Here is a 20,970-nt window from a genome sequence, read left to right as displayed (position 1 = left end):
AAACCTAAGGAAGGATACATGAAACAGTCATTACGTGGCTTACTCGCCGCTGCCCTCATGGCATTTCTGGTTGCTGGCTGTGCGATGCAATCGCCTAGCGTGGTAGATCGTGTGCCCGATGAAGATCCCGGCCAGCTACTCAGCCAGGCGGAACAGCAAGCGCCAGAACAAGCCGCCAAAACACGCTTGGAAGCGTCCAATATTCTGGCCCGGCAAGGGGAGCGCGAAAGAGCCTTTGAAACCGCCGACGGGATCGATGAAAGCCTGTTATCAGAGTCGGATCGGGTACGTTGGGCACTGCTATTTTCCGAACTCGCCCGCGCCTTGAATGAGCCGCTCGCCGTACTTCGCGCCACCCAAGTGCTTGACGACGAGCTACCAATGCAAGCCAATCAGCAAGAGCGGCTTGAAGAGCGTCAGCGCTGGGCTCGCGAGGCGCTCGATCAACCCAGCGGTGCTGTTAGTGTTGCCCTCCCCGAGCTTGAAGGGCAGGCCATACGCCGTATCGTCGTCGCCTTGCCTGAATCAGGCCCGCTTAGCAGTGTCGCCAACACCATCGCCACTGCCATGCGCCAACACCATGATGTCAAAGGTAGCAACGTCGAGCTGAGTTTCCTGGACGCCTCGCGCTACTCGATGGACGAGCTTTATGACCGCGCGCAGCAGATGAATGCGCAGTTAATCATTGGCCCGCTAGATAAAGATCAGGTCACCCAGCTAGAGCAGCGCGACAGCGTGCCGCTGCCGACACTGGCACTCAACTATGGCAGCGGCGACAGCAACCAAGCCCAGCGCCTGTTCCAGTATGGCCTTTCGGCTGAAGATGAAGCGCGCCAGGTTGCCCGCCGCGCCTGGCAGGATGGCCACCGCCAAGTGTCCATGATGGTACCCGATAATGGCTGGGGCCGACGCGTAGGCGAAGCCTTCTGGAATGAGTGGCATAGCCAGGGCGGCGAAATCACTAATGCCGTGCGCTACAATCCAGAGAGTTCGGTCTCCAACGCCGTTCAAACCGCCCTCAATGTCAGCGGTGATCGCGCTCGCCTAAGTAATATTGACGCGCTCTTTCTACTCGCCCTGCCTGAGTATGCACGTCAGGTGCCACCCACTATGGATTACTACTACGCCCCCAATCTGCCCATTTATGCCACTTCGCATTTGCACGAAGGGCGCCTGCAGACGCGCCTTGATCAAGACCTAAACGATGTCATGTTCGTGGATATTCCCTGGCAGATCCCTGATGCGGCCGTCGGTGGCGAAGAAGCCGTGCCCTTTGCAGCGACCTATCAGAGCCTACGCGACGAGTCCGATGCCTCCATGTTTCGCCTAATGGCAATGGGCGTGGATGCTTACGAGCTGGCCATTCGTTTTACCAATCTTGACGAGCTTAACGGCCTTAATGGCAGCACCGGCACGCTCTATCTGCGTGGCGATGGACGCATTTACCGCGAGCTGCCCTGGGCCAAATTCCAGAATGGCGTTCCATCACCTATTTTAATTCCTAATCTGGTCGAAAGTGACGACTAACGCCCATACTGCCCGCGCCCGCGGTGCAGCCATTGAGCAAATTGCCGCTCAATGGCTGCACCAACAGGGGCTCACCCTCGTCACGCAGAACCATTACGTGAAAGGGGGCGAGCTTGACTTGGTAATGCGAGATGGCGATATTCTTGTCTTTGTTGAGGTCAAACACCGTACGACGACGCGCTACGGACACCCACTGGAAACCGTCACTTACCAAAAACAGCAGCGCTTGGTACGTGCGGCACGACTTTATATCGCCCGTGGCGGGCTTTCGTCACCTTGCCGCTTTGATATCCTGGCGATTACGGGCAAGCCGCCCAACCTCGAATTTGACTGGGTGAAAGCCGCCTTCGATGCCTTTTAACTGTTCTTGAAGCTTTTTAAAACGGTCTTAAACACTCTAATTTAACCAGGAAGCCCTGATGGACTTTCAATCTCGGATACTCGGCCACTTCAACGCCAGCATCGACACCAAGACCTACGCCAGCGAAGTACTTCCGCCATTTATTGAAGTAGCCAGCCAAATGATGGTGCAGTGCCTTGTTAGCGAAGGGAAAATTCTCAGCTGCGGTAATGGCGGCAGCGCCGGAGACAGCCAACATTTCTCCTCAGAACTACTCAACCGTTTTGAACGTGAACGCCCCAGCCTGCCCGCACTGGCGCTCACTACCGACACCTCTACGCTTACCTCTATTGCCAACGACTATAGCTACAATGAGGTGTTCTCAAAGCAGATTCGCGCCCTAGGGCAGCCGGGGGATGTGTTACTGGCTATATCCACCAGCGGTAATTCAGGCAATATTGTGCAAGCCATTCAAGCCGCCCATGATCGTGATATGACAGTGGTCGCCCTTACCGGCCGCGACGGTGGCGATATGGCGTCGCTTCTAGGCCAGGATGACTGCGAGATTCGCGTCCCGGCGACATCGACGGCGCGTATTCAGGAGGTTCATCTGCTGGTGATTCACTGTCTGTGCGATCTTATCGATGAACAGCTGTTTGGCAGCGCTTAGCCGTCTTTTACTGCGTCAACAACCACGATGTCTTTAACTGTTAGCATAACAAGGAGTCATACCGATGACCCAACGCCCTTCCCCCCGTGCCCTAATAGTGGCTGTGCTTTGTGCAGCACTCTTCATCACTGGCTGCGCCAATAACTCAGCTTCCAATCAGTCCAACTATGCCCAGCGTAGTGACGATGTGGAAGCCGTCGACACAACTATCGAGCGTGAAGTAGGTCGTGCCTTGGAGCGCGCGGATGCACGGCTAGATGATGCCCGCATTCGAGCCCATAGCTATAACGGGGTTGTGCTACTGGTAGGCCAGGTGCCCAGCGAAGAGCTTCGCGATATGGCGGAAGACGTCACTAGCAACCTACGCGGCGTTAATCGAGTTCATAACGAGCTGACCGTCGCCGCCAATTTACCCGCCAGCCAGCGCTTGGCCGACACCTGGCTAACCACTAACGTAGTTAGCCATTTGGCCACCAATGACCGCATCGACTCTTCCAAAATAAAGGTTACCACTGAAAATGCTAGCGTTTATCTGATGGGCCGCGTTACCCGTGAAGAGGCTGACCGCATCGTCAACGCAGCCTCCTCCGTTGGCGGCGTACAACGAATCGTAAAAGTATTTGATTACCTCGACTAACCGTCTCAGCACCTTCCAGTAGCCACAAAAAAGCCTCGCTTAATAAAGCGAGGCTTTTTTTGTGCGGCTCCCCCTGGGTATTATTTAACTACCCGCAGGGTGGGCTTTTTCTTCGCTTTGCTCTTTGCTTGAGCCTCTTTGTCAGCGTCTTCACTTGAAGCGTTAGAATTACTGCCAGGCTTCTCAGCAACCGGCTCAGTCACCGACAGCTCAGGCTTGGTAGAGGGCTTCTCCTCATCCTCAATATCACCAAAAGACTCGGCATCCTCACCCAGTTCAGGCTCATGACCAAAGACCATTCCTGCGCCATTTTCTCGGGCATAAATAGCGATTAAGGCCGGAGTCGGTATCATTACCTGCATGGGCTGCCCGCCAAAGCGCGCATTAAAGCCTATCGCCTGATTCTCCATAAAGAGATCACGCACCGCGGTCGGCGCCACGTTCAAAACGATCTGACCGTTCTGAACAAACTGACGGGGCACCTCCACGCCAGGCAAAGTAGCGTCAACCACCAGGTAAGGCGTTAGCTCGTTATCCAACAACCACTCATAGAGTGCTCGGGCGAGATAGGGGCGACTCGATTTCATCTAGACTCCCTCCTCCTTACAAGAAAGGCTCCCTGCCCTTACCAAGCACACAGGAGCCGAATGGATTCAAGCGCGCATCTCTTTTTCACGCTCACTCAAAGATGCCTTAAATGCTTCACGCTCGAATACTCGCGACATGTAGGACAGCAGCGGCTTAACCTGCTTTTCAGGCAACTCGATATTGAGCTCCGGCAAACGCCACAAGACAGGTGCCAAACAGCAATCCACCAGCGTAAACTCTTCGCTCATGAAATAAGGCATATCCTCAAAAATCGGCGATATGCCAATCAGGCTTTCACGCAGCTCTTTACGCGCCCTATCCGCCTCTTTCTTTCCACCGCTGCGGATTAAATCGACCATTGGGCACCACTCGCGCTCAATGCGGTGCATCCATAGGCGGCTTTGCGCGCGCGCCACTGGATAAACAGGCAACAGCGGAGGATGCGGGAAACGCTCATCCAAGTACTCCATCATAACCTTTGATTCATACAGCACCAGGTCACGATCTAACAGCGTCGGCACACTGTTGTACGGGTTGAGGTCTGCCAGCTCTTCCGGTGGTTTTTCATCGAGCACATCGACGATATCGACGGCAACCCCCTTCTCGGCCAACACAATGCGCACACGATGACTGAAATGATCATCACTACCTGAGTAAAAGATCATCGACGACCGCTTGGCCACAACACCCATGAAAGCATCCTCACATCAAAACAATCTTGGATAATAACACGCCAGCGCTACCTTAGGGGAAGCTAGCCTGCTTTGCTTTATTACCACACTGACAAGCAAAAGGCGCACGGCTTACGCCGTGCGCCCCACTGACCATCAGCGACTACTAATTAGTGGATGTCTCGCCAGTACTCACGCTTGAGCAAGTAAGCTATCACACCAAAAATAAAGATAAAGATCAGCACTTTAGGAGCCAGCGCCTGGGCCTGAAGCTTGGAGGGCTCACCTACATAAGCCAGGAAGTTAGTAAGATCATACATCGCTTCCTCAAACTCAGCAGGTTCGAGCTCACCCGGCTCAGTCACTTGCAGCACATCACAAGACTGGTACTTGCCCGATAACGCGTCCGGCTCTTGGCCTTCAACCGGGTGATCCGTTTCAGCACACACCAGCTCCTGCACGCCCTGCAGAGGCTCCAACACGTTTGGCATCGCTACCAAGTCGAACACGGTGTTATTGACGCCCGTGGGACGACTAGGATCTTTGTAGAAACCGAGCAGATAAGAGTAGATCCAGTCGGTTCCCCGCACACGTGTTTTAAGCGATAGGTCGGGCGGTGGCGCACCGAACCAACTCTCTGCATCACCACTGTTCATGGCGTTATGCATCTGATCGTTATAGGCCAGCTCAGGTGAGAAAATCAGATTCTCTTCTACCAGATCCTGAGGCATTCCCAAATCCTCAGCCGCACGAGCAAAGCGTTGGTACTGCAGCGAGTGGCAGCCCATGCAGTAATTGACATAAAGCTTCATGCCATTTTGCAGCGAGGCCTGATCGTGCAGATCAGGATCCATCGAGTGAGGCACACTTGCGCCTCCTGCAGCCATCGCGGTTACTGGCACTAAAGCGAAAAGGAGTCCAAATAGATACTTTTTCATTAGCCAGTCACCCTTTCCGGAACGGGTTTAGTCTTCTCCAGCTTGGTGTAGAACGGCATCAAGACAAAGAAGGCGAAATAAATCACGGTGCACGCCTGAGCCAGAAGCGTCCTACCCTCTGTCGATGGCAATACACCCAGCACTCCCAGAATGACAAAGCTGATAGCAAATAGCAGCAGCATCACTTTCGACATCCAGCCTTTGTAACGCATAGAGCGCACCGGACTACGATCCAGCCAGGGCAGAACAAACAGTATTGCAATAGCCGCGCCCATAAATATAACGCCCAGGAACTTAGCGTCCAAACCAAACACAGAGAAGGTTATCGCGCGGAGAATGGCGTAGAAAGGCGTCATATACCAAACCGGCGCAATGTGATCAGGCGTTTGTAGCGGGTTCGCCGGATCAAAGTTGGGCTTTTCAATAAAGTAGCCGCCGCCCTCTGGGAAGTAGAACACCACCACACAGAACACGAACAGGAAGACAGCCACACCCACAAGGTCTTTCACCGTGTAGTAGGGGTGGAACGGGATTCCATCCAGCGGCACACCGGCCTCATCTTTCTTCTGTTTGATATCAATGCCGTCTGGGTTGTTGGAACCCACTTCATGCAGGGCAATGATATGCAGCACAACGAGCGCCAGAATAACGATTGGCAATGCGACCACATGCAGCGCAAAGAAACGGTTTAGGGTAATGCCTGAAATCAGGAAATCGCCACGTACCCACTGCGCCAGATCGGGGCCAATCGCCGGGATAGCCGAAAACAGCGAGATGATAACCTGCGCGCCCCAGTAGGACATTTGCCCCCACGGCAGCAGGTAACCCATAAAGGCTTCCGCCATTAGTACCAGGTAAATCGTCATACCAAAGACCCACACAAGCTCACGGGGCGCTTTGTAAGAACCGTACAAAAGGCCACGGAACATATGCAGATAGACGACAAGGAAGAAAGCGGAGGCGCCAGTGGTGTGCATATAGCGAATCAACCACCCCCACTCCACATCGCGCATTATGTATTCGACGGAATCGAACGCACCTTCCGCGGAAGGGTTAAAGCTCATGGTCAGCCAAACCCCGGTCAGGATTTGGTTAACCAGCGCTAGTAACGCTAGCGAGCCAAAGAAGTACCAAAAATTGAAGTTTTTCGGCGCATAATATTTAGAGAGATGCTCTTGCCACATCTGAGTAGCAGGAAAGCGATCATCCACCCACCGCATGATGCCCTTTTCCGCCTTGGCTTTATTCGGATTACCCATTAGGCATTCTCCTCATCTTCGCCGATGACAATGATATCGTCATTTTCAAAGCGGTAGGGTGGCACCTCAAGGTTGGTTGGCGCGGGGACGTTGCTGAACACGCGACCAGCCAAGTCAAAGCGAGAACCATGGCAAGGACAGAAGAAACCACCCGGCCAGTTATCAACGCCGACACCCTCAGCATCGGGCTCCGGACGAAAGAGCGGCGAACAGCCCAAATGCGTACAGATACCGATCAACACCCCAATCTCAGGCTTGATAGAACGCATGTGCCCTTCAATATAAGCAGGCTGCTGTGGCACTGTTGATTCTGGATCAGCAAGCACCCCTTCTCCAAGCGACTCAGTGCGCTCAATCATTTCAGGTGTGCGATTGATGATCCAAATCGGACGCCCCCGCCATTCGACGGTCATCCGCTCCCCAGGTTCAAGCTTGGATATATCTGCTTGAACGGGAGCACCCGCCGCTCTTGCCCTGGCACTAGGCTGCCAAGAAGCCACAAAGGGAACCGCAACCCCGACAGCACCTACCGCACCCACTACGGAGGTGGCACCTACGAGGAAACGGCGTCGGCCTTTGTTTACGCCGTTATCTGCCATTTCAGGTTTCTCCCATCAGCTTACCCGTTCCGCCGCAAAGGCGTCTTGCGACGACGAATATTAATTACGCTCTATGGTAAAAAAACAAAGCGCTGTGCACAAGAACAACCGCTCGTGACCATAGTGGTACAAGCAATATAATTTTTTGATATTCCAATAAAAAACGCCCAGGTCGATGACCCGGGCGTTTTGCCGCATAGCGTAGAAATTAACGCTTGGAGAACTGCGGACGACGACGTGCTTTGCGCAGGCCGACTTTCTTACGTTCAACTTGACGCGCATCACGCGTTACGTAGCCAGCGGCACGTAGCGAAGGACGCAGATCTTCGTTGTAGTTCATCAGGGCACGTGTAATGCCGTGACGAATGGCGCCAGCTTGAGAGGAGCCACCGCCGCCAGCGACAGTCACGAAGATGTCAAACTGGTTCAATGTCTCAGTCAACTCAAGCGGCTGACGAACAACCATACGACCGGTAACACGACCGAAATAGAGGTCGAGGTCTTGGTTGTTGACTGTAATTTTGCCAGAGCCCGGCTTCATAAACACGCGAGCGGTGGAAGTCTTGCGGCGCCCGGTACCGTAATACTGCTGTGTCATGGCGAAGATTTCCTCAGAGGTTCAGTTCAAGCGGCTGTTGGGCAGCATGCGGATGCTCGGCGCCAGCGTACACTTTCAACTTAGTGTACATGGCACGGCCCAAGGGACCTTTCGGCAACATGCCTTTAACGGCAGACTCAATGATACGCTCGGGCGCATGATCAAGCATTTTGTCGAATGTCATGGAGCGCAGACCGCCCGGGTAACCAGTGTGGCGGTAGTAGGTTTTAGCCTTCGCCTTATTACCGGTTACATGGACTTTCTCTGCGTTGATCACGACGATGTAGTCGCCGGTATCAACGTGAGGGGTAAATTCGGGCTTATGCTTGCCACGTAGGCGGCGAGCAATCTCGGTTGCCAGACGACCGAGCGTTTTGTCCGTAGCGTCGACTACATACCAGTCGCGCTGGACGGACTGCGGCTTAGCACTGAACGTCTTCATGGATGAAATCACCAGATTAAATGTATTGGGTGACTTACGCCGTTGTACGGCGAAGCACCATCCCTATTCTTTTTGGTTGCTGGCTTACACCAGCAACATGCAGCGAGGCGGCATTCTACAGCAAGGCAACTGACAAGTTAAGCCGTTTCGTGACTTTTTTGCTTACCTTACGCTGGCCAGGCCTAGGGCTTGTGCGCTAGCGCCAGATACTCCTTGGACTGCATCTCCTGGAGGCGAGAGAGAGTCCGCTGGAACTCAAACGTTAGCTTGCCATCGCTATACAGCTCTTCGATCGGCGCTTCCGCGGACATTAGCAGCTTCACGCCGCGGTCATAAAACTCGTCAACCATATTAATAAAGCGGCGTGCCTGATCATCCTGCTTGGCACCCATACGTTTTACATTGGAAACCAGCACCGTATGGAACTCACGGGCCAGCTCAATATAATCGTTTTGACTGCGCGGCCCATCGCAGAGCTCAAGAAATTCAAACCAGGCGACGTCATCATGCAGCCGGCGCGTTTTAAGTACGCGATGATTTACCTCTAGCGACGCCTCTGACTCTCCTTCATGCCCGGCGATTTCCCGAAAGCTACGCGACAACTCACCTTCAGCCGCCTCATCAAGCGGGGAGTAAAAGATCGCCGCACGCTCCAAGGCGCGAAGCCGATAATCAACCCCGGAGTCGACGTTAACCACCTCACAGTGGCGATTCACAAGCTCAATGGCTGGCAAAAAGCGCGCCCGCTGAAGGCCGTCTTTGTACAAATCATTAGGCACAATATTAGAGGTCGCCACCAACACAACCCCACGCTCGAACAGCGCCTCCAGCAAATTGGCGAGAATCATCGCATCGGTAATATCTTTGACAAAAAACTCATCAAAGCAGATAACCCGCGCCTCAGTGGCAAATTTACCTGCGATGAGGGTCAGTGGATTCTTTTCACCTTTGTAGTGGGTCAGCTCATTATGAACACGCTGCATAAAACGATGGAAATGGGTGCGCATTTTGTCTGGAAAAGGCAAGGCTTCATAAAAGGTATCGACCAAGTAGGTCTTACCACGCCCTACCCCACCCCAAAAGTAGAGCCCCTTAACTTGAGGCAAGACAGGCTCGTCAGACGACGAAATTTTCTTACCCATAAACCCAGCCATTTTAGCTTTTAGGCCTTTATTAGCGACCAGGGCTTTGGGGGCGGTGGTTGGCGCGGCGATAAGCTCATCGTAAAGCCGCTGCAGATGCTTGACCGCCAACTCCTGAGCGGCATCGTATTGAAAATCATCGCGCTCCAAGTCCGCCCGATAGCGCTCTATAGGCGATGCAGGGCGCGATTTTGCCGTTGCCCTACCCGCAGATAATGATGACATGCACTCGCCTCCTACAGCATGTAAGGCAGCAGCCAGCTCAACCACTGGCAACCTTAAGTAAGGGTGTGATTATACCTGTAGAGACATCTAAGCGCATGAGCGGATTGACCCAACCGGCTGAGTGACGCCTATAATAGCAGCCTGTTCGATTCTTAAGCTGCTAGCTAATGCAGCCTAACTGTTATATTAAAGGCGCCAGGGAGAACACTGTGGACGCGAGCTCACCATTAACGTTTGCCATAATCGGTTTTATTGTCGGCCTGATCGTTGGAGCGGTCGCTTATAGGCTGCTCAGCAAAAGCCAACGCGAAGCCTCTTCCATGCGTCAAAAGCTACTCGAACGCGAACACCAGATTGCCGAGATGAAGAGCAGCGTAGGCAGTCATTTAACGGGTATTTATCAACGCCTAAGCAATATTCGCGATGAAGCTAACCAGCTAGAGCTTCAGCTCAAAGAGGACGCCGCGGAGTGGGATATTCGCGATGCTGCCATTCAGCCTAGCCTTGATCTGTTGGGTATCGATTCTACGCGAGAGCAGCAGACAGAGGCGGACACCAGCACTCCTGCTATGCCCCGCGACTACGCGGATGGCAAGAGCGGTACGCTGTCAGAAGACTTTGGCTTGAAAGGCAATGAGGCAGCGACACCCCAGCCACCGCGCTACTAACAATGATTGATCAGCCCCGGCACCCGTCATCGGCGGTTCGGGGCGGCCCAATATGTTAAGCAGGATTATCAATATCCACAAAGCGGTGTTCAACGCCGTACTCATCACTTAGCCACTCGCCCAGCGCCTGTACCCCATAGCGCTCGGTGGCATGGTGCCCGGCGGCGATATAGTGGATCCCCATTTCTCGCGCCAAGTGCGTAGTTCTTTCGGATATTTCACCTGAAACGAAGACCTGCGCGCCAGCGTCAAAGGCGGAGGTGATCATGTCCTGCGCACCACCGGTGCACCAGGCAATGCGCTCAATGTCACCCACCTGCGGCGCTTCAATCACCAAAGGTTCACGCTGCAAGGTTTGCGCTATTTGTGCCCCCAGTTCATTGATCGAATGCGGCTGCGGCAAACGCCCTGACCACAACAACCCTTCCCCCAGTTCGCCATCAATACACCCCTCCACTTTCCACCCAAGACGCTTGGCCAGTTCCGCGTTATTGCCCATCTCTGCATGAGCATCCAGGGGAAGATGATAGGCTAGCAGGCTAATATCATGATCAAGCAGGGTTTTAATCCGCTTCTGCTTCATGCCGGTAATCGCCACGGGTTCGTTTTTCCAAAAGTAGCCGTGATGCACCAGCACCATATCCGCCTGCCAGGCAACGGCTTCATCCAGTAGCGCCTGACAAGCCGTCACCCCCGTCATGATGCGCTGAACCTGCTCGCTGCCCGCTACCTGCAAACCGTTAATGGTAAAATCTTTAAATTCTGTCGCACGTAACTGATGGTCACAGGCGGCCACTAATTGGTCACGATGAATCATATTAAGTCCTTTATTGATTGAACTGCACCCGTGAGGTACTTGCTAAGAAAGTGTTACCATAAAACCATTGTAAAACTCGCTGCTTTTTATCGCGAACAGTGAGACTGACCCGTTAAGGAATTGATTGCATGCGACGCTACGTGCTGCCTTATTTATGGCCTGTTATCACTGGCGTACTGCTCGCTATAGTGATCCTATTTGCGCTCCCCGAGCAGTTACCGAACCCGTTTCGTGACTCAACGCCACAAGCCCCTCAAGCCCCTGCCCCGGTCACATCTACGCCCCCCGCAGTGGTGGAGCCCAGCCCCAACAGGCCTGCACCGGAAATTCATCAGGCAGCACCGCTATCCCGAAACGAAGGCCCCGTGAGTTATGCAAGTGCGGTGGAGCAAGCAGCCCCCGCGGTAGTTAACATTTACTCTTCGCGCATTGTTGAGCGCGACCAGCACCCGCTGATGTCCGATCCATTTTTTCAGCAATTTTTTGATAATCAGGGCGATGATGCTACTACTCACCAGCGCATGCTCTCTAGTCTAGGCTCTGGCGTTATCGTCAGCGAGGATGGCTATGTACTGACCAATCACCACGTCATTAACGGCGCCGATGAAATCCAGGTCGCCCTGCGTGACGGACGCGAAACCATTGCAGAGGTGATCGGCACAGACCCTGAAAGTGATTTGGCCGTGCTGAGAATTAGCCTGGACGACCTGCCGGTTATTGAACTGACAGACTCAGCCGACGTAGCGGTAGGCGACGTAGCGCTAGCCATTGGCAACCCTTTTGGGGTCGGCCAGACAGTCACCATGGGCATCATTAGTGCCACCGGGCGAAATCATTTAGGGCTAAACGCCTACGAAGACTTTATTCAAACTGATGCAGCCATCAATCCGGGCAACTCAGGCGGCGCGCTGGTCAACCCCGAAGGCGCCATGGTAGGAATCAATACGGCGATTTTCTCGCGCTCCGGCGGCTCCCAGGGCATTGGCTTTGCCATTCCCGCCAACCTTGCTCACAGCATTCTGGATGAACTGGTCACTCAAGGACGAGTGATACGTGGCTGGCTGGGCATTGAAGCGCAGGCGCTTTCGCGTGAACTGGCTGCCTCCTTTGGACTGCAAACACCTCAAGGGGTGATCGTCGCCGGCGTCGTCAGCGGCGGGCCCGCCGCTAAAGCAGGATTGGAACCCGGCGATGTGCTCCTTGCCGTCGATGGCCAGCCTATTTTGGATGCCCGGTCGACGATGAGCGAAATTGCCTCTATTCCGCCCGGCACCTCACTACCGCTCACCATCGTACGCAGCGGAGAGCGTATGGAAATGACGCTGGAAGTGGGAGAACGCCCGCTACCCACCACCCCGATTAATGAAGAGACGCCCGGCCAACGCGACTCATAAGAACCTCACATATAAAGACCTTACATAACAGCTCCTTGCCAACATGCTGCTTTAGGCGTTTTGTTAGATGCTTTAGTTATCAAACATAGAGCTATCAATCACGGATCCGGTACTCCGCCGAACGGGCGTGGGCAGTGAGTGACTCCCCCCGTGCCAATACCGAGGCGATTTTACCCAGCTCTGAAGCGCCGTCTGCGGAGCAGTGAATAATCGAAGAGCGCTTCTGGAAATCGTAAACGCCCAACGGTGAAGAGAAGCGCGCCGTGCCAGAGGTAGGCAACACATGGTTCGGCCCAGCACAGTAATCACCCAGTGCTTCGGCGGTATAACGCCCCATAAAGATGGCCCCGGCATGGCGAATATCGTCTAACCAAGTATCGGGAGCGGCGACCGAAAGCTCCAGGTGCTCAGGGGCAATGCGGTTAATCAGCGTAATGGCTTCCTGGGCGTCCTGACAGAGCACCAGCGCTCCTCGCTTACGCAGCGACTCACGCACTATCGCTTCGCGCTCCAAGGTCGGCAGCAGTCGCTCAATCGACGCTTCGATGGCATCCAGGTGTTCAGCATCCCAGCTAACCAGGATTGCCTGGGCATCTTCGTCGTGCTCGGCTTGAGAAAATAGATCCATCGCCAGCCAATCAGGGTCGGTCAACCCATCGGACACCACCATAATTTCCGAGGGACCGGCAATCATATCAATGCCCACTTGACCAAATACCGCACGCTTAGCCGTGGCCACATAAATATTGCCAGGGCCAACGATTTTATCGACCCGGGGAACACTTTCAGTGCCGTAAGCAAGCGCTGCGACCGCCTGAGCACCGCCAATCGTGAACACATAGTCGACACCGGCCAAATGAGCCGCAGCTAGCACCAGCTCATTTAGCACGCCGTCCGGAGTAGGCACGACCATAACGATTTCGCGCACTCCAGCCACATGGGCAGGAATCGCATTCATTAGCACCGAAGAGGGGTAAGCAGCTTTCCCGCCCGGCACATAAATACCAGCGCGATCCAGCGGGGAGACTTTCTGCCCCAGCACCGTGCCATCTGCCTCTTCATATTGCCAGGAACTGGGCTTTTGACGCTCGTGGTAGCGCTTAATCCGCTCGGCAGCATTGGATAGCGCCTCACGCTGCTCAGCGGGCAAATTATCAAAGGCTCTCTTCAACTGTTCGGGCGTTAACGTTAGTTCGTCCATTGAAGCAACAGACAGCCGGTCAAAGCGGTTAGTGGCTTCCACGACCGCCGCATCGCCCCGCTGCTTTACGCTGGTAAGAATCTCTTCTACCCGCGCTTGCACTGCTTTATCAGACACCCCTTCCCAATCTAACAGCTCATCAAGCCGGTGGTGAAAGGCCGCATCACTTGTCGATAGGCGTGAAATCGTAGCAGTCGTCTGTTTGCGTTCACTCATGGTTCACCTCACATCATTCGGCAAGCTGGGTCTGACGCTTTTTGACCGCACTGTCCAAGCGGTCGAGTAGCGGCTTAATGCGCTCATGCTTCATGGTCATCGCGGCCTTGTTCACCACCAGCCGGGTGCTGATATGAGCAATAAGCTCACGCGGCTCCATACCATTTGCCCGCAGGGTATTGCCAGTATCAACGATATCGACAATCTCATCAGCCAAATTCATTAACGGCGCCAGCTCCATGGCGCCGTAGAGCTTGATCACCTCGGCCTGGATTCCTTGCTCTGCGTAGTAGCGTCGTGCCACATTGACAAATTTTGTGGCCACCCGACGCCGGGCACGAGCCGGCAACTGGCCGGTTACACCCGCGGTCATTAACTTACAGCGGGCAATCTCCAAATCCAGCGGTTCATAAAGCCCTTCGGCACCGTGCTCGAGCAGCACATCTTTGCCTGCGATGCCGACATCGGCTGCCCCCAACTGAACGTAGGTGGGCACGTCGGTGGCACGGATAATCACTAGCTTTACGTCGGGCAAATTGGTATCAAATAGTAGCTTACGGCTTTTGCTTAAATCCTCTGCAGGCGTGATGCCCGCATCAGCTAGTAGCGGCAGCGTCTCTTCTAGAATACGGCCCTTCGAGAGGGCTAAAATCAGTTGCTTACTCATCGTGTCGGCCCGTCGTTATTCGCATGCAGGGATTACTAGGAGCCTGTCCGGCTTGGCCGATCGTCGCGAGAAGCACGGATTTTGAGTCAAATTTATCGATCGATTGAGGCGAATAGCGCGCTATTTAACGAAATCGATCGAATAAAGTTGGCCAAAATACCGGGATTCGCAGTAGATCAGTGCTAAGTCGGACAGGATCCTAGCATGGCTTAGCCAGGAATACGGCGAATACGCGCACCCAGCAGCTGCAATTTCTCTTCGATACACTCGTAGCCACGGTCAATGTGATAGATGCGATCCACCAGGGTTTCACCCTCGGCCATCATAGCCGCAATCACCAGCGAAGCAGATGCGCGCAGGTCGGTTGCCATTACCGGCGCCCCGGAAAGCTTCTCGACCCCTTCGATCAAGGCGGTATTACCTTCCAGCACGATGTTGGCGCCCATGCGGTTTAGCTCTTGAACGTGCATAAAGCGGTTTTCGAAAATGGTCTCGACCACCCGAGAGTGCCCCACCGCCACTGCATTCATGGCCACGAACTGCGCCTGCATATCGGTAGGAAACGCCGGATAGGGCGCGGTGCGGATATTGACCGCCTTAGGGCGCTTGCCGTGCATATCCAGGGCAATCCAGTCGTCGCCACTGGTGACTTCGGCACCCGCTTCTTCCAGCTTGGCGATGACCGCATCCAGGATATCGGCACGGGTACGCTTGACCTTTACCCGCCCACCGGTCATGGCGGCGGCGACGAGAAAAGTGCCGGTCTCGATACGGTCGGGCATAACATCGTGTTCGCAGCCGTGCAGCCTCTCGACACCTTCGATGATAATGGTGTCGGTTCCATGACCGCTGATGTTAGCGCCCATTTTGATCAAGCACTCGGCCAAGTCGACAATTTCAGGCTCGCGGGCAGCGTTTTCCAGAATGGTTTTGCCGTCGGCCAAGGTGGCCGCCATCAGCAGGTTTTCAGTACCGGTCACTGTGACGGTATCAAAGTAGATAGTCGCCCCTTTTAGCCGGCCATCGACCCGCGCGCGGATATAGCCAGCCTCAACACGAATCTCCGCCCCCATGGCCTCCAAACCACGAATGTGTAGATCCACCGGGCGCGAGCCAATGGCACAGCCGCCAGGTAGCGACACATCGGCTTTACCGAAGTGGGCAAGCAGAGGGCCCAGCACCAGGATGGAGGCACGCATTTTCTTAACCAGTTCATAAGGCGCATGGCACTGGGTGACCTGTGAACCATCCAACTGAATACTCAGCTTTTCGCCCATCACCGGCTCAACGCCCATGCGGCCGAGCAGTTCTAGGGTAGTGGTAATATCCTGAAGGTGCGGCAAATTACCAATCACCACGGGGCCATCGGCCAACAGACTGGCACACAGAATAGGCAGCGCCGCATTTTTGGCACCGCTCACCCACACTTCACCGTCTACCGATCCGTTGCCGGTAATGATTAATTTATCCATGGGGCGACCGTTATTGAACGTTTTCCGGTGCAGTTTGCCACTGCGCCGGAGTAAACGTTTTGATGCTAATAGCGTGGAGCGCACCCGAGGCGATCTCATCGCTCAGCGCAGCGTAAACTAGCTGCTGGCGTTTGACCGGAGAGAGACCTTCAAAGGCATCGCCAACCGCAATCACCTGAAAGTTACAGCCTTCACCCTGGATATGGAACTGGCATCCGTCGATACGGGATTCAAGCAGTGCTTTTACCTCATTGGGTTGCATGGCGCAGAGAACTCCTTTGGGGTCATCGTGTTTAATGAACGTAATTGGGTCGACATAATAAAGAAAAGCAGTGCGCTTGGCGATGCCGCAGCGTTAAACGGCCAGAGTAGTCGCTGGCTGCTCAATCAAAGCATCCAGTTCGGCCAGGGAGGCAAGTCGGTGAAGCGGCGCTGACAAAAGAATGGCTTGAACCTGAATACCGCGCTGCTGACAAATGCGCAACCATTCAAACAGGACGCTAATAGCAACACTGCTGGCTTTTCCTACGCGGCTAAAATCAAAGCTGATTGATGTTAGCTCAGTATGCTTGAGCCATTTAACGCCACTGGCGGCCAACTCGGCCGCCAAGGTTACTTCCACATCGCCGGCTACAAGCAGGGTGGCATTTTCTACACTAACCGTGACGCCGGGGCGAGAAAACAGCACTGTCACGCATCGCCTCCCTGCTCAAGCTCCTCAACGCCCACTTCAGGCGACCAGCCGTCAATGACCGCATCATAGTCGCGGTTGTTATCGCGCATGGCCTGGTCAAACTGATTGCGGAAAGTCAGACCCAAGTTGATACCATTAACGATGACATTCACTACCCGCCACTCTCCATCAGACAGCCTTAGGCTATAGCTAACGGGATACACTTGGCCGTTGTTGGCTACCACTTCCATGGCGACGCTAGCCTGATCGTCGTAGCGCTGAGCCTGCTGAGTGTCCAACACCCGCAGCTCATCATAATCAAACGTCACCAGTCCACGAGTATAGGTATCAATCAACGTTTGGCGAAACACGTCCACAAAACGACGGCGCTGTTCCGGGGAAGCGTTGCGGAAGTAGTTACCCATCACGCTGGCACCGATGTAGCGAAAATCCGCCACTTGATCAAGGTTGCTATCTACCAACGCTTCAAGCTCGTCAAGGTTATTGGCGTAGTAATCTTTGCGGCCTTCAATGTCCGCCATCAGTGACTCAACGTTATCGCGAACCATCGCTTCTGGCGTCTGAGACTGCGCCTGCGACTGCAGCGGCACCATTAACGCTGCCATCATCACTACCATCAATAACCACCGACCCAACATCAAGTTCGCTCCATTCATCACCATTCTCTCCCTACCCGTTATTACACTGGGCCCATTATTAAACTGGATCCGTGCCTGTCATTTGAAACAGTCGCTATTTGCAACATCAGTTACTCGCCATATTGGACACAAATTGCTGGATAAGTTCTTCCAACACCAGCGCCGACTGGGTGTCGCGAATGGTGTCACCATCTTCCAACATCTCCGGGTCGCCGCCCACACTAAGGCCAATGTACTGCTCACCCAACAGACCTGCCGTCAGGATAGAGGCGATAGAGTCTTTGGAAAGCTGACCTTCAAGCTCACTGTCCAGACTTAGCACGACCCGCGCATCGAACCACTCGGTATCAAGCTCGATTGCTTCCACTCGTCCCACCGTCACGCCAGCCATAGTGACCCTGGCGCGGGGCTTTAAGCTGCCAATATTGGCAAAGTTGGCCTCTAGCTGAAACGATTGCGAGGGCGCAGAGAACGTCAGTCCACTAACACGTAAGCCGAGGAACACCAGCCCCAGGATGCCTGCCACCATAAACAGGCCAACACCGAACTCCATGGTTTTACTGCGTTTCATGAAACTGCTCCAGCCATTAAAGGCCGCCAAACATGATGGCGGTCAATACAAAATCAAGCCCCAAAACTGCCAGGGACGAATAGACTACCGTACGCGTCGTAGCACGCGAGATACCTTCAGAAGTCGGCACCAAATCATACCCCTGGAACACTGCAATCCAGGTCACCACCAGAGCAAATACAGCGCTTTTGATCATGCCGTTACCAATATCATCAACAAAGGTCACGCTGGCCTGCATGTTGCTCCAGTAGGAACCCTCAAAAACGCCTAGCCACTCAACCCCCACCAGGTAGCCCCCCCAGATACCCACCACGCTAAACCCCACAGTAAGAATAGGCAGCGACACAAAGCCTGCCCATAGGCGCGGGGCCACCACGCGACGCAGCGGATCAACGCCGATCATCTCCATGCTGGTGAGCTGTTCTGTGGCTTTCATCAAACCTATTTCAGCGGTAAGCGCAGAGCCCGCCCGCCCAGCAAATAGCAGCGCCGCTACCACTGGCGCCAGCTCACGCAATAGCGAAAGCGCCACCATTTGACCCAGCGCCTGCTCAGCCCCGAAATCAACCAGAATGGTGTAGCCCTGCAGCGCCAGCACCATGCCGATAAATAACCCAGACACCAGCACAATAGCTAACGAAAGCACACCAACAAAGTGCATCTGGTGCAACCATAATCGCCAACCTTCTCGGGAAGGCACACCCACCGCCGACTGAAATAGAAACACGCCAGCTCGACCCAATGCTTCCATTAAGTCGCACCCCCGGCGCCCCAGCCGGGTGATACGCGCGGTGCTGTTAGAGAATTTCGACTGCATTAACCCTGCCCTTTATTTACTCTGCATGTGTGCATCGATGCTGACTCTGCCACCTAACCTATCTGTGCTTTCGGGGAGTCACCCAGAATGTCGCGATAAAACGCCTCGGCGGGGTAGTGAAATGGCACCGGGCCATCGGGCTCACCATGAATAAACTGGCTAACCCGTGGGTCTTGATTGGTATCCAAGGTCTGCGGGGTGCCATGAGCCACCACCTGACCATCGGCAATCAGGTAGAGATAGTCGGCAATGCTCAAGGTCTCTTTTATATCATGTGAAACCACCACAGAGGTGAGCTGCAGCGCCTGGTTAAGGCGCTTAATCAGCTGCACCAACACGCCCATGGAGATGGGGTCCTGGCCTACGAACGGCTCGTCGTACAGAATCAGCTCCGGATCCAGCGCTACTGCACGGGCCAATGCCACCCGGCGTGCCATCCCCCCGGACAGCTCAGCAGGTGTCAAGTGTCGCGCACCGCGCAAGCCGACTGACTGCAGCTTGAGCAACACCAGGTCGCGCACCATGGTATTGGGCAAATCCGTATGCACCCGCAGCGGAAAGGCAACGTTCTCGAATACATCCAAATCGGAAAACAGCGCACCACTCTGAAACAGCATGCCCATCCGCTTGCGTAGCGTGAATAGCGCCTTCCTCGACAGCTTATGAACATCCTGACCGTCAATCAGTATTCGCCCACTCTCCGGGGTCAACTGTCCCCCGATCAGCTTTAGCAGCGTGGTTTTACCGGTACCGCTCGGCCCCATGATCGCGGTCACTTTACCCCGCGGTATGGTCATATTCACACCACGGAAAATTTCGTGATCGCCACGTGAAAAATAAAGCTCTTCAATTTCTATAAAGGGGGCATCTGTCATGGATCAGTTGACTCTTAACAAGGCACGGCCAGAACCAAATAGCATAACCTACTTGCTGCTACCGCAGTTAGAAAACAGTGTTTCTAAAACATTATCGAACATCGTACTATAACGCCACAAGACATTAAGGTGCGAATGGGCTCTCCTTATATAGCTCGTCAACAGCAATCGCATTGAGTAACGACCTCAATTACTGCCTATTCGGGGTATCGAGATGTTATTCTTGGCGGTTACTACTTTGTTCATTTTCAATTGTTAAGAGAAAACGCTATGCGCCAGCCTCCTGCTTCATCCAGCCTACTACGCGAAAGCGCACTGCGTACGCTGCAAATTGAGCAGGCAGCGATTGGGGGCCTCCAGGCTAAACTGGACGAAAGCTTTGACCGCGCCTGCGAGCTGATCCTTGCCTGCCAAGGCCGCGTGGTGGTAACGGGTATGGGCAAGTCGGGGCATATTGCAGGCAAATTGGCAGCAACCCTTGCCAGCACGGGCACACCGGCCTTTTTCGTTCACCCCGGTGAAGCCAGCCACGGCGACCTGGGCATGATCACCCGCGCAGATGTAGTGCTGGCACTGTCGAATTCAGGTGAAACCGCCGAAGTCACTGCGCTACTGCCGTTGCTTAAACGCTTGGGCACACCACTGGTCAGCATGACCGGGCGGCCCCACTCCACGCTTGCCAAGCACGCGGACGCGCATCTCAATAGCGGCGTGGAGCGCGAGGCGTGCCCGCTCGACCTTGCTCCCACCAGTTCCACCACCGCTGCTCTCGCCCTGGGTGATGCCCTGGCGGTTGCATTGCTGGAAGCACGCGGCTTTACCGCTGAAGATTTTGCCCTTTCCCATCCTGGCGGTAGCTTAGGCAAGCGCCTACTGCTGCGCGTTAGAGACCTGATGCATGATGGCGAGCGACTGCCCCAGGTCGCATTGGGCAGCCCACTACGCGATGCGTTATTGGAGATTACCCGGCAAGGGCTTGGTTTTACCTGCGTAGTAGATAGCGATGGACGCCTCGCTGGGGTCTACACCGATGGTGATCTGCGCCGCACGCTGGATCAATTTCATAACCTGCGCGACGTCCTCGTGGATGATGTCATGACCCGGCCGGGTAAACGCATCGGCCCCGACATTCTGGCGGCCGAAGCGGTACGCATTATGGAAGAGAGCCGGATTACCGCGCTCGCGGTGGTCGATGAACAACAGCGCCCTATTGGGGCTCTACATATGCACGACCTGCTCGCCAGCGGTGTTATTTAACCTACCGGCGTTTTAACTCCGCCTGGCTTTACGAATTGATTGATATG

General features: G+C 54.4%; 25 protein-coding genes. 7 read left to right on the top strand and 18 right to left on the bottom strand.

All coding sequences use genetic code 11. From position 1 onward, the window contains the following. The first annotated feature begins 18 nt into the window (after positions 1-18). The 4 genes from QT231_RS02225 (at position 19) to QT231_RS02210 (ending at position 3,174) form a co-directional block, all read left to right on the top strand. Positions 19-1,527, top strand: coding sequence for a penicillin-binding protein activator (locus tag QT231_RS02225; RefSeq protein WP_308335302.1), 1,509 nt, complete (start codon positions 19-21; stop codon positions 1,525-1,527). Beyond that, positions 1,517-1,888: a YraN family protein gene (locus QT231_RS02220; protein WP_308335301.1), complete on the top strand. Its 372-nt coding sequence runs from the start codon at positions 1,517-1,519 to the stop codon at positions 1,886-1,888. The genes QT231_RS02225 and QT231_RS02220 overlap by 11 nt, the downstream gene beginning before the upstream one ends. Positions 1,889-1,946: 58 nt before the next feature. After that, positions 1,947-2,537 carry a phosphoheptose isomerase gene (locus tag QT231_RS02215; protein WP_008958676.1) on the top strand — a complete coding sequence of 197 codons (591 nt, stop codon included), beginning with the start codon at positions 1,947-1,949 and terminating at the stop codon, positions 2,535-2,537. A 64-nt stretch (positions 2,538-2,601) separates the two neighbouring features. Continuing rightward, positions 2,602-3,174 carry a BON domain-containing protein gene (locus QT231_RS02210; RefSeq protein WP_308335300.1) on the top strand — a complete coding sequence of 191 codons (573 nt, stop codon included), beginning with the start codon at positions 2,602-2,604 and terminating at the stop codon, positions 3,172-3,174. A gap of 80 nt (positions 3,175-3,254) precedes the next feature. On the opposite strand, the gene QT231_RS02205 is transcribed toward QT231_RS02210, so the two are convergent. The 8 genes from QT231_RS02205 to zapE all read right to left on the bottom strand — a co-directional run bounded on the left by QT231_RS02205 (position 3,255) and on the right by zapE (position 9,636). Beyond that, positions 3,255-3,761 (bottom strand): ClpXP protease specificity-enhancing factor, encoded by a 507-nt coding sequence (locus tag QT231_RS02205; protein WP_308335299.1) that lies wholly within the window; start codon positions 3,759-3,761, stop codon positions 3,255-3,257. A 66-nt stretch (positions 3,762-3,827) separates the two neighbouring features. After that, entirely contained in the window at positions 3,828-4,454 is a 627-nt protein-coding gene (sspA, locus tag QT231_RS02200; protein WP_308335298.1) for a stringent starvation protein SspA, read from the bottom strand. 149 nt (positions 4,455-4,603) lie between these two features. Next, positions 4,604-5,371, bottom strand: coding sequence for a cytochrome c1 (locus QT231_RS02195; protein ID WP_308335297.1), 768 nt, complete (start codon positions 5,369-5,371; stop codon positions 4,604-4,606). Then, a complete protein-coding gene (locus tag QT231_RS02190; RefSeq protein ID WP_308335296.1) occupies positions 5,371-6,630 on the bottom strand; it encodes a cytochrome bc complex cytochrome b subunit in 1,260 nt (419 codons plus the stop codon). The genes QT231_RS02195 and QT231_RS02190 overlap by 1 nt, the downstream gene beginning before the upstream one ends. Next, the gene (petA, locus tag QT231_RS02185) at positions 6,630-7,229 is read right to left on the bottom strand and encodes a ubiquinol-cytochrome c reductase iron-sulfur subunit (protein ID WP_308335295.1); all 600 of its coding nucleotides are present in this window, start codon (positions 7,227-7,229) and stop codon (positions 6,630-6,632) included. The genes QT231_RS02190 and petA overlap by 1 nt, the downstream gene beginning before the upstream one ends. A gap of 208 nt (positions 7,230-7,437) precedes the next feature. Continuing rightward, a complete protein-coding gene (rpsI, locus tag QT231_RS02180) occupies positions 7,438-7,827 on the bottom strand; it encodes a 30S ribosomal protein S9 (RefSeq protein ID WP_022523918.1) in 390 nt (129 codons plus the stop codon). Between the two features lie 13 nt (positions 7,828-7,840). Further along, complete coding sequence (gene rplM / locus QT231_RS02175; RefSeq protein WP_007114705.1) at positions 7,841-8,269, bottom strand: 50S ribosomal protein L13; 429 nt, start codon at positions 8,267-8,269, stop codon at positions 7,841-7,843. 182 nt (positions 8,270-8,451) lie between these two features. Beyond that, positions 8,452-9,636 carry a cell division protein ZapE gene (zapE, locus tag QT231_RS02170; RefSeq protein WP_308335294.1) on the bottom strand — a complete coding sequence of 395 codons (1,185 nt, stop codon included), beginning with the start codon at positions 9,634-9,636 and terminating at the stop codon, positions 8,452-8,454. 209 nt (positions 9,637-9,845) lie between these two features. Between zapE and QT231_RS02165 the strand changes: the two genes are divergently transcribed. Beyond that, positions 9,846-10,304 (top strand): ZapG family protein, encoded by a 459-nt coding sequence (locus tag QT231_RS02165; protein ID WP_308335293.1) that lies wholly within the window; start codon positions 9,846-9,848, stop codon positions 10,302-10,304. A gap of 55 nt (positions 10,305-10,359) precedes the next feature. Here QT231_RS02165 and QT231_RS02160 read toward each other — a convergent pair whose 3' ends face one another. Beyond that, positions 10,360-11,121 carry a Nif3-like dinuclear metal center hexameric protein gene (locus QT231_RS02160; protein WP_308335292.1) on the bottom strand — a complete coding sequence of 254 codons (762 nt, stop codon included), beginning with the start codon at positions 11,119-11,121 and terminating at the stop codon, positions 10,360-10,362. Positions 11,122-11,249: 128 nt separating this feature from the next. On the opposite strand from QT231_RS02160, the gene QT231_RS02155 reads away from it, so the two are divergent. Further along, positions 11,250-12,515: a Do family serine endopeptidase gene (locus tag QT231_RS02155; RefSeq protein WP_308335291.1), complete on the top strand. Its 1,266-nt coding sequence runs from the start codon at positions 11,250-11,252 to the stop codon at positions 12,513-12,515. Positions 12,516-12,609: 94 nt separating this feature from the next. Here the strand turns inward: QT231_RS02155 and hisD are convergent, their stop codons facing one another. The 9 genes from hisD to QT231_RS02110 form a co-directional block, all read right to left on the bottom strand. Continuing rightward, a complete protein-coding gene (hisD, locus tag QT231_RS02150) occupies positions 12,610-13,932 on the bottom strand; it encodes a histidinol dehydrogenase (protein WP_308335290.1) in 1,323 nt (440 codons plus the stop codon). Positions 13,933-13,945: 13 nt separating this feature from the next. After that, a complete protein-coding gene (gene hisG, locus QT231_RS02145) occupies positions 13,946-14,599 on the bottom strand; it encodes an ATP phosphoribosyltransferase (RefSeq protein WP_308335289.1) in 654 nt (217 codons plus the stop codon). A 209-nt stretch (positions 14,600-14,808) separates the two neighbouring features. Next, positions 14,809-16,071 carry a UDP-N-acetylglucosamine 1-carboxyvinyltransferase gene (murA, locus tag QT231_RS02140; protein ID WP_308335288.1) on the bottom strand — a complete coding sequence of 421 codons (1,263 nt, stop codon included), beginning with the start codon at positions 16,069-16,071 and terminating at the stop codon, positions 14,809-14,811. 10 nt (positions 16,072-16,081) lie between these two features. Continuing rightward, positions 16,082-16,333, bottom strand: coding sequence for a BolA family protein (locus QT231_RS02135; RefSeq protein WP_007114696.1), 252 nt, complete (start codon positions 16,331-16,333; stop codon positions 16,082-16,084). 93 nt (positions 16,334-16,426) lie between these two features. Beyond that, complete coding sequence (locus tag QT231_RS02130) at positions 16,427-16,765, bottom strand: STAS domain-containing protein (RefSeq protein WP_308335287.1); 339 nt, start codon at positions 16,763-16,765, stop codon at positions 16,427-16,429. Then, positions 16,762-17,403, bottom strand: coding sequence for a phospholipid-binding protein MlaC (locus tag QT231_RS02125; protein WP_374694372.1), 642 nt, complete (start codon positions 17,401-17,403; stop codon positions 16,762-16,764). Before QT231_RS02125 ends, QT231_RS02130 begins: the two co-directional genes overlap by 4 nt. A gap of 106 nt (positions 17,404-17,509) precedes the next feature. After that, a complete protein-coding gene (gene mlaD, locus QT231_RS02120) occupies positions 17,510-17,974 on the bottom strand; it encodes an outer membrane lipid asymmetry maintenance protein MlaD (RefSeq protein ID WP_088698574.1) in 465 nt (154 codons plus the stop codon). Positions 17,975-17,990: 16 nt separating this feature from the next. Then, on the bottom strand, positions 17,991-18,791 hold the full coding sequence (gene mlaE / locus QT231_RS02115) for a lipid asymmetry maintenance ABC transporter permease subunit MlaE (protein ID WP_308335285.1): 801 nt from the start codon (positions 18,789-18,791) through the stop codon (positions 17,991-17,993). A 53-nt stretch (positions 18,792-18,844) separates the two neighbouring features. Then, positions 18,845-19,666, bottom strand: a complete 822-nt coding sequence (locus QT231_RS02110) for an ATP-binding cassette domain-containing protein (protein WP_308335284.1) — start codon at positions 19,664-19,666, stop codon at positions 18,845-18,847. Between the two features lie 270 nt (positions 19,667-19,936). On the opposite strand from QT231_RS02110, the gene QT231_RS02105 reads away from it, so the two are divergent. Continuing rightward, entirely contained in the window at positions 19,937-20,923 is a 987-nt protein-coding gene (locus QT231_RS02105) for a KpsF/GutQ family sugar-phosphate isomerase (protein ID WP_308335283.1), read from the top strand. The last annotated feature ends 47 nt before the right edge of the window (positions 20,924-20,970 follow it).

The organism is Halomonas sp. SpR1 (assembly GCF_031010175.1).
Classification (GTDB): domain Bacteria; phylum Pseudomonadota; class Gammaproteobacteria; order Pseudomonadales; family Halomonadaceae; genus Vreelandella.
The sequence above is the reverse complement of the archived record's forward strand: the minus strand, read 5'-3'. Positions and strand labels throughout refer to the sequence as shown.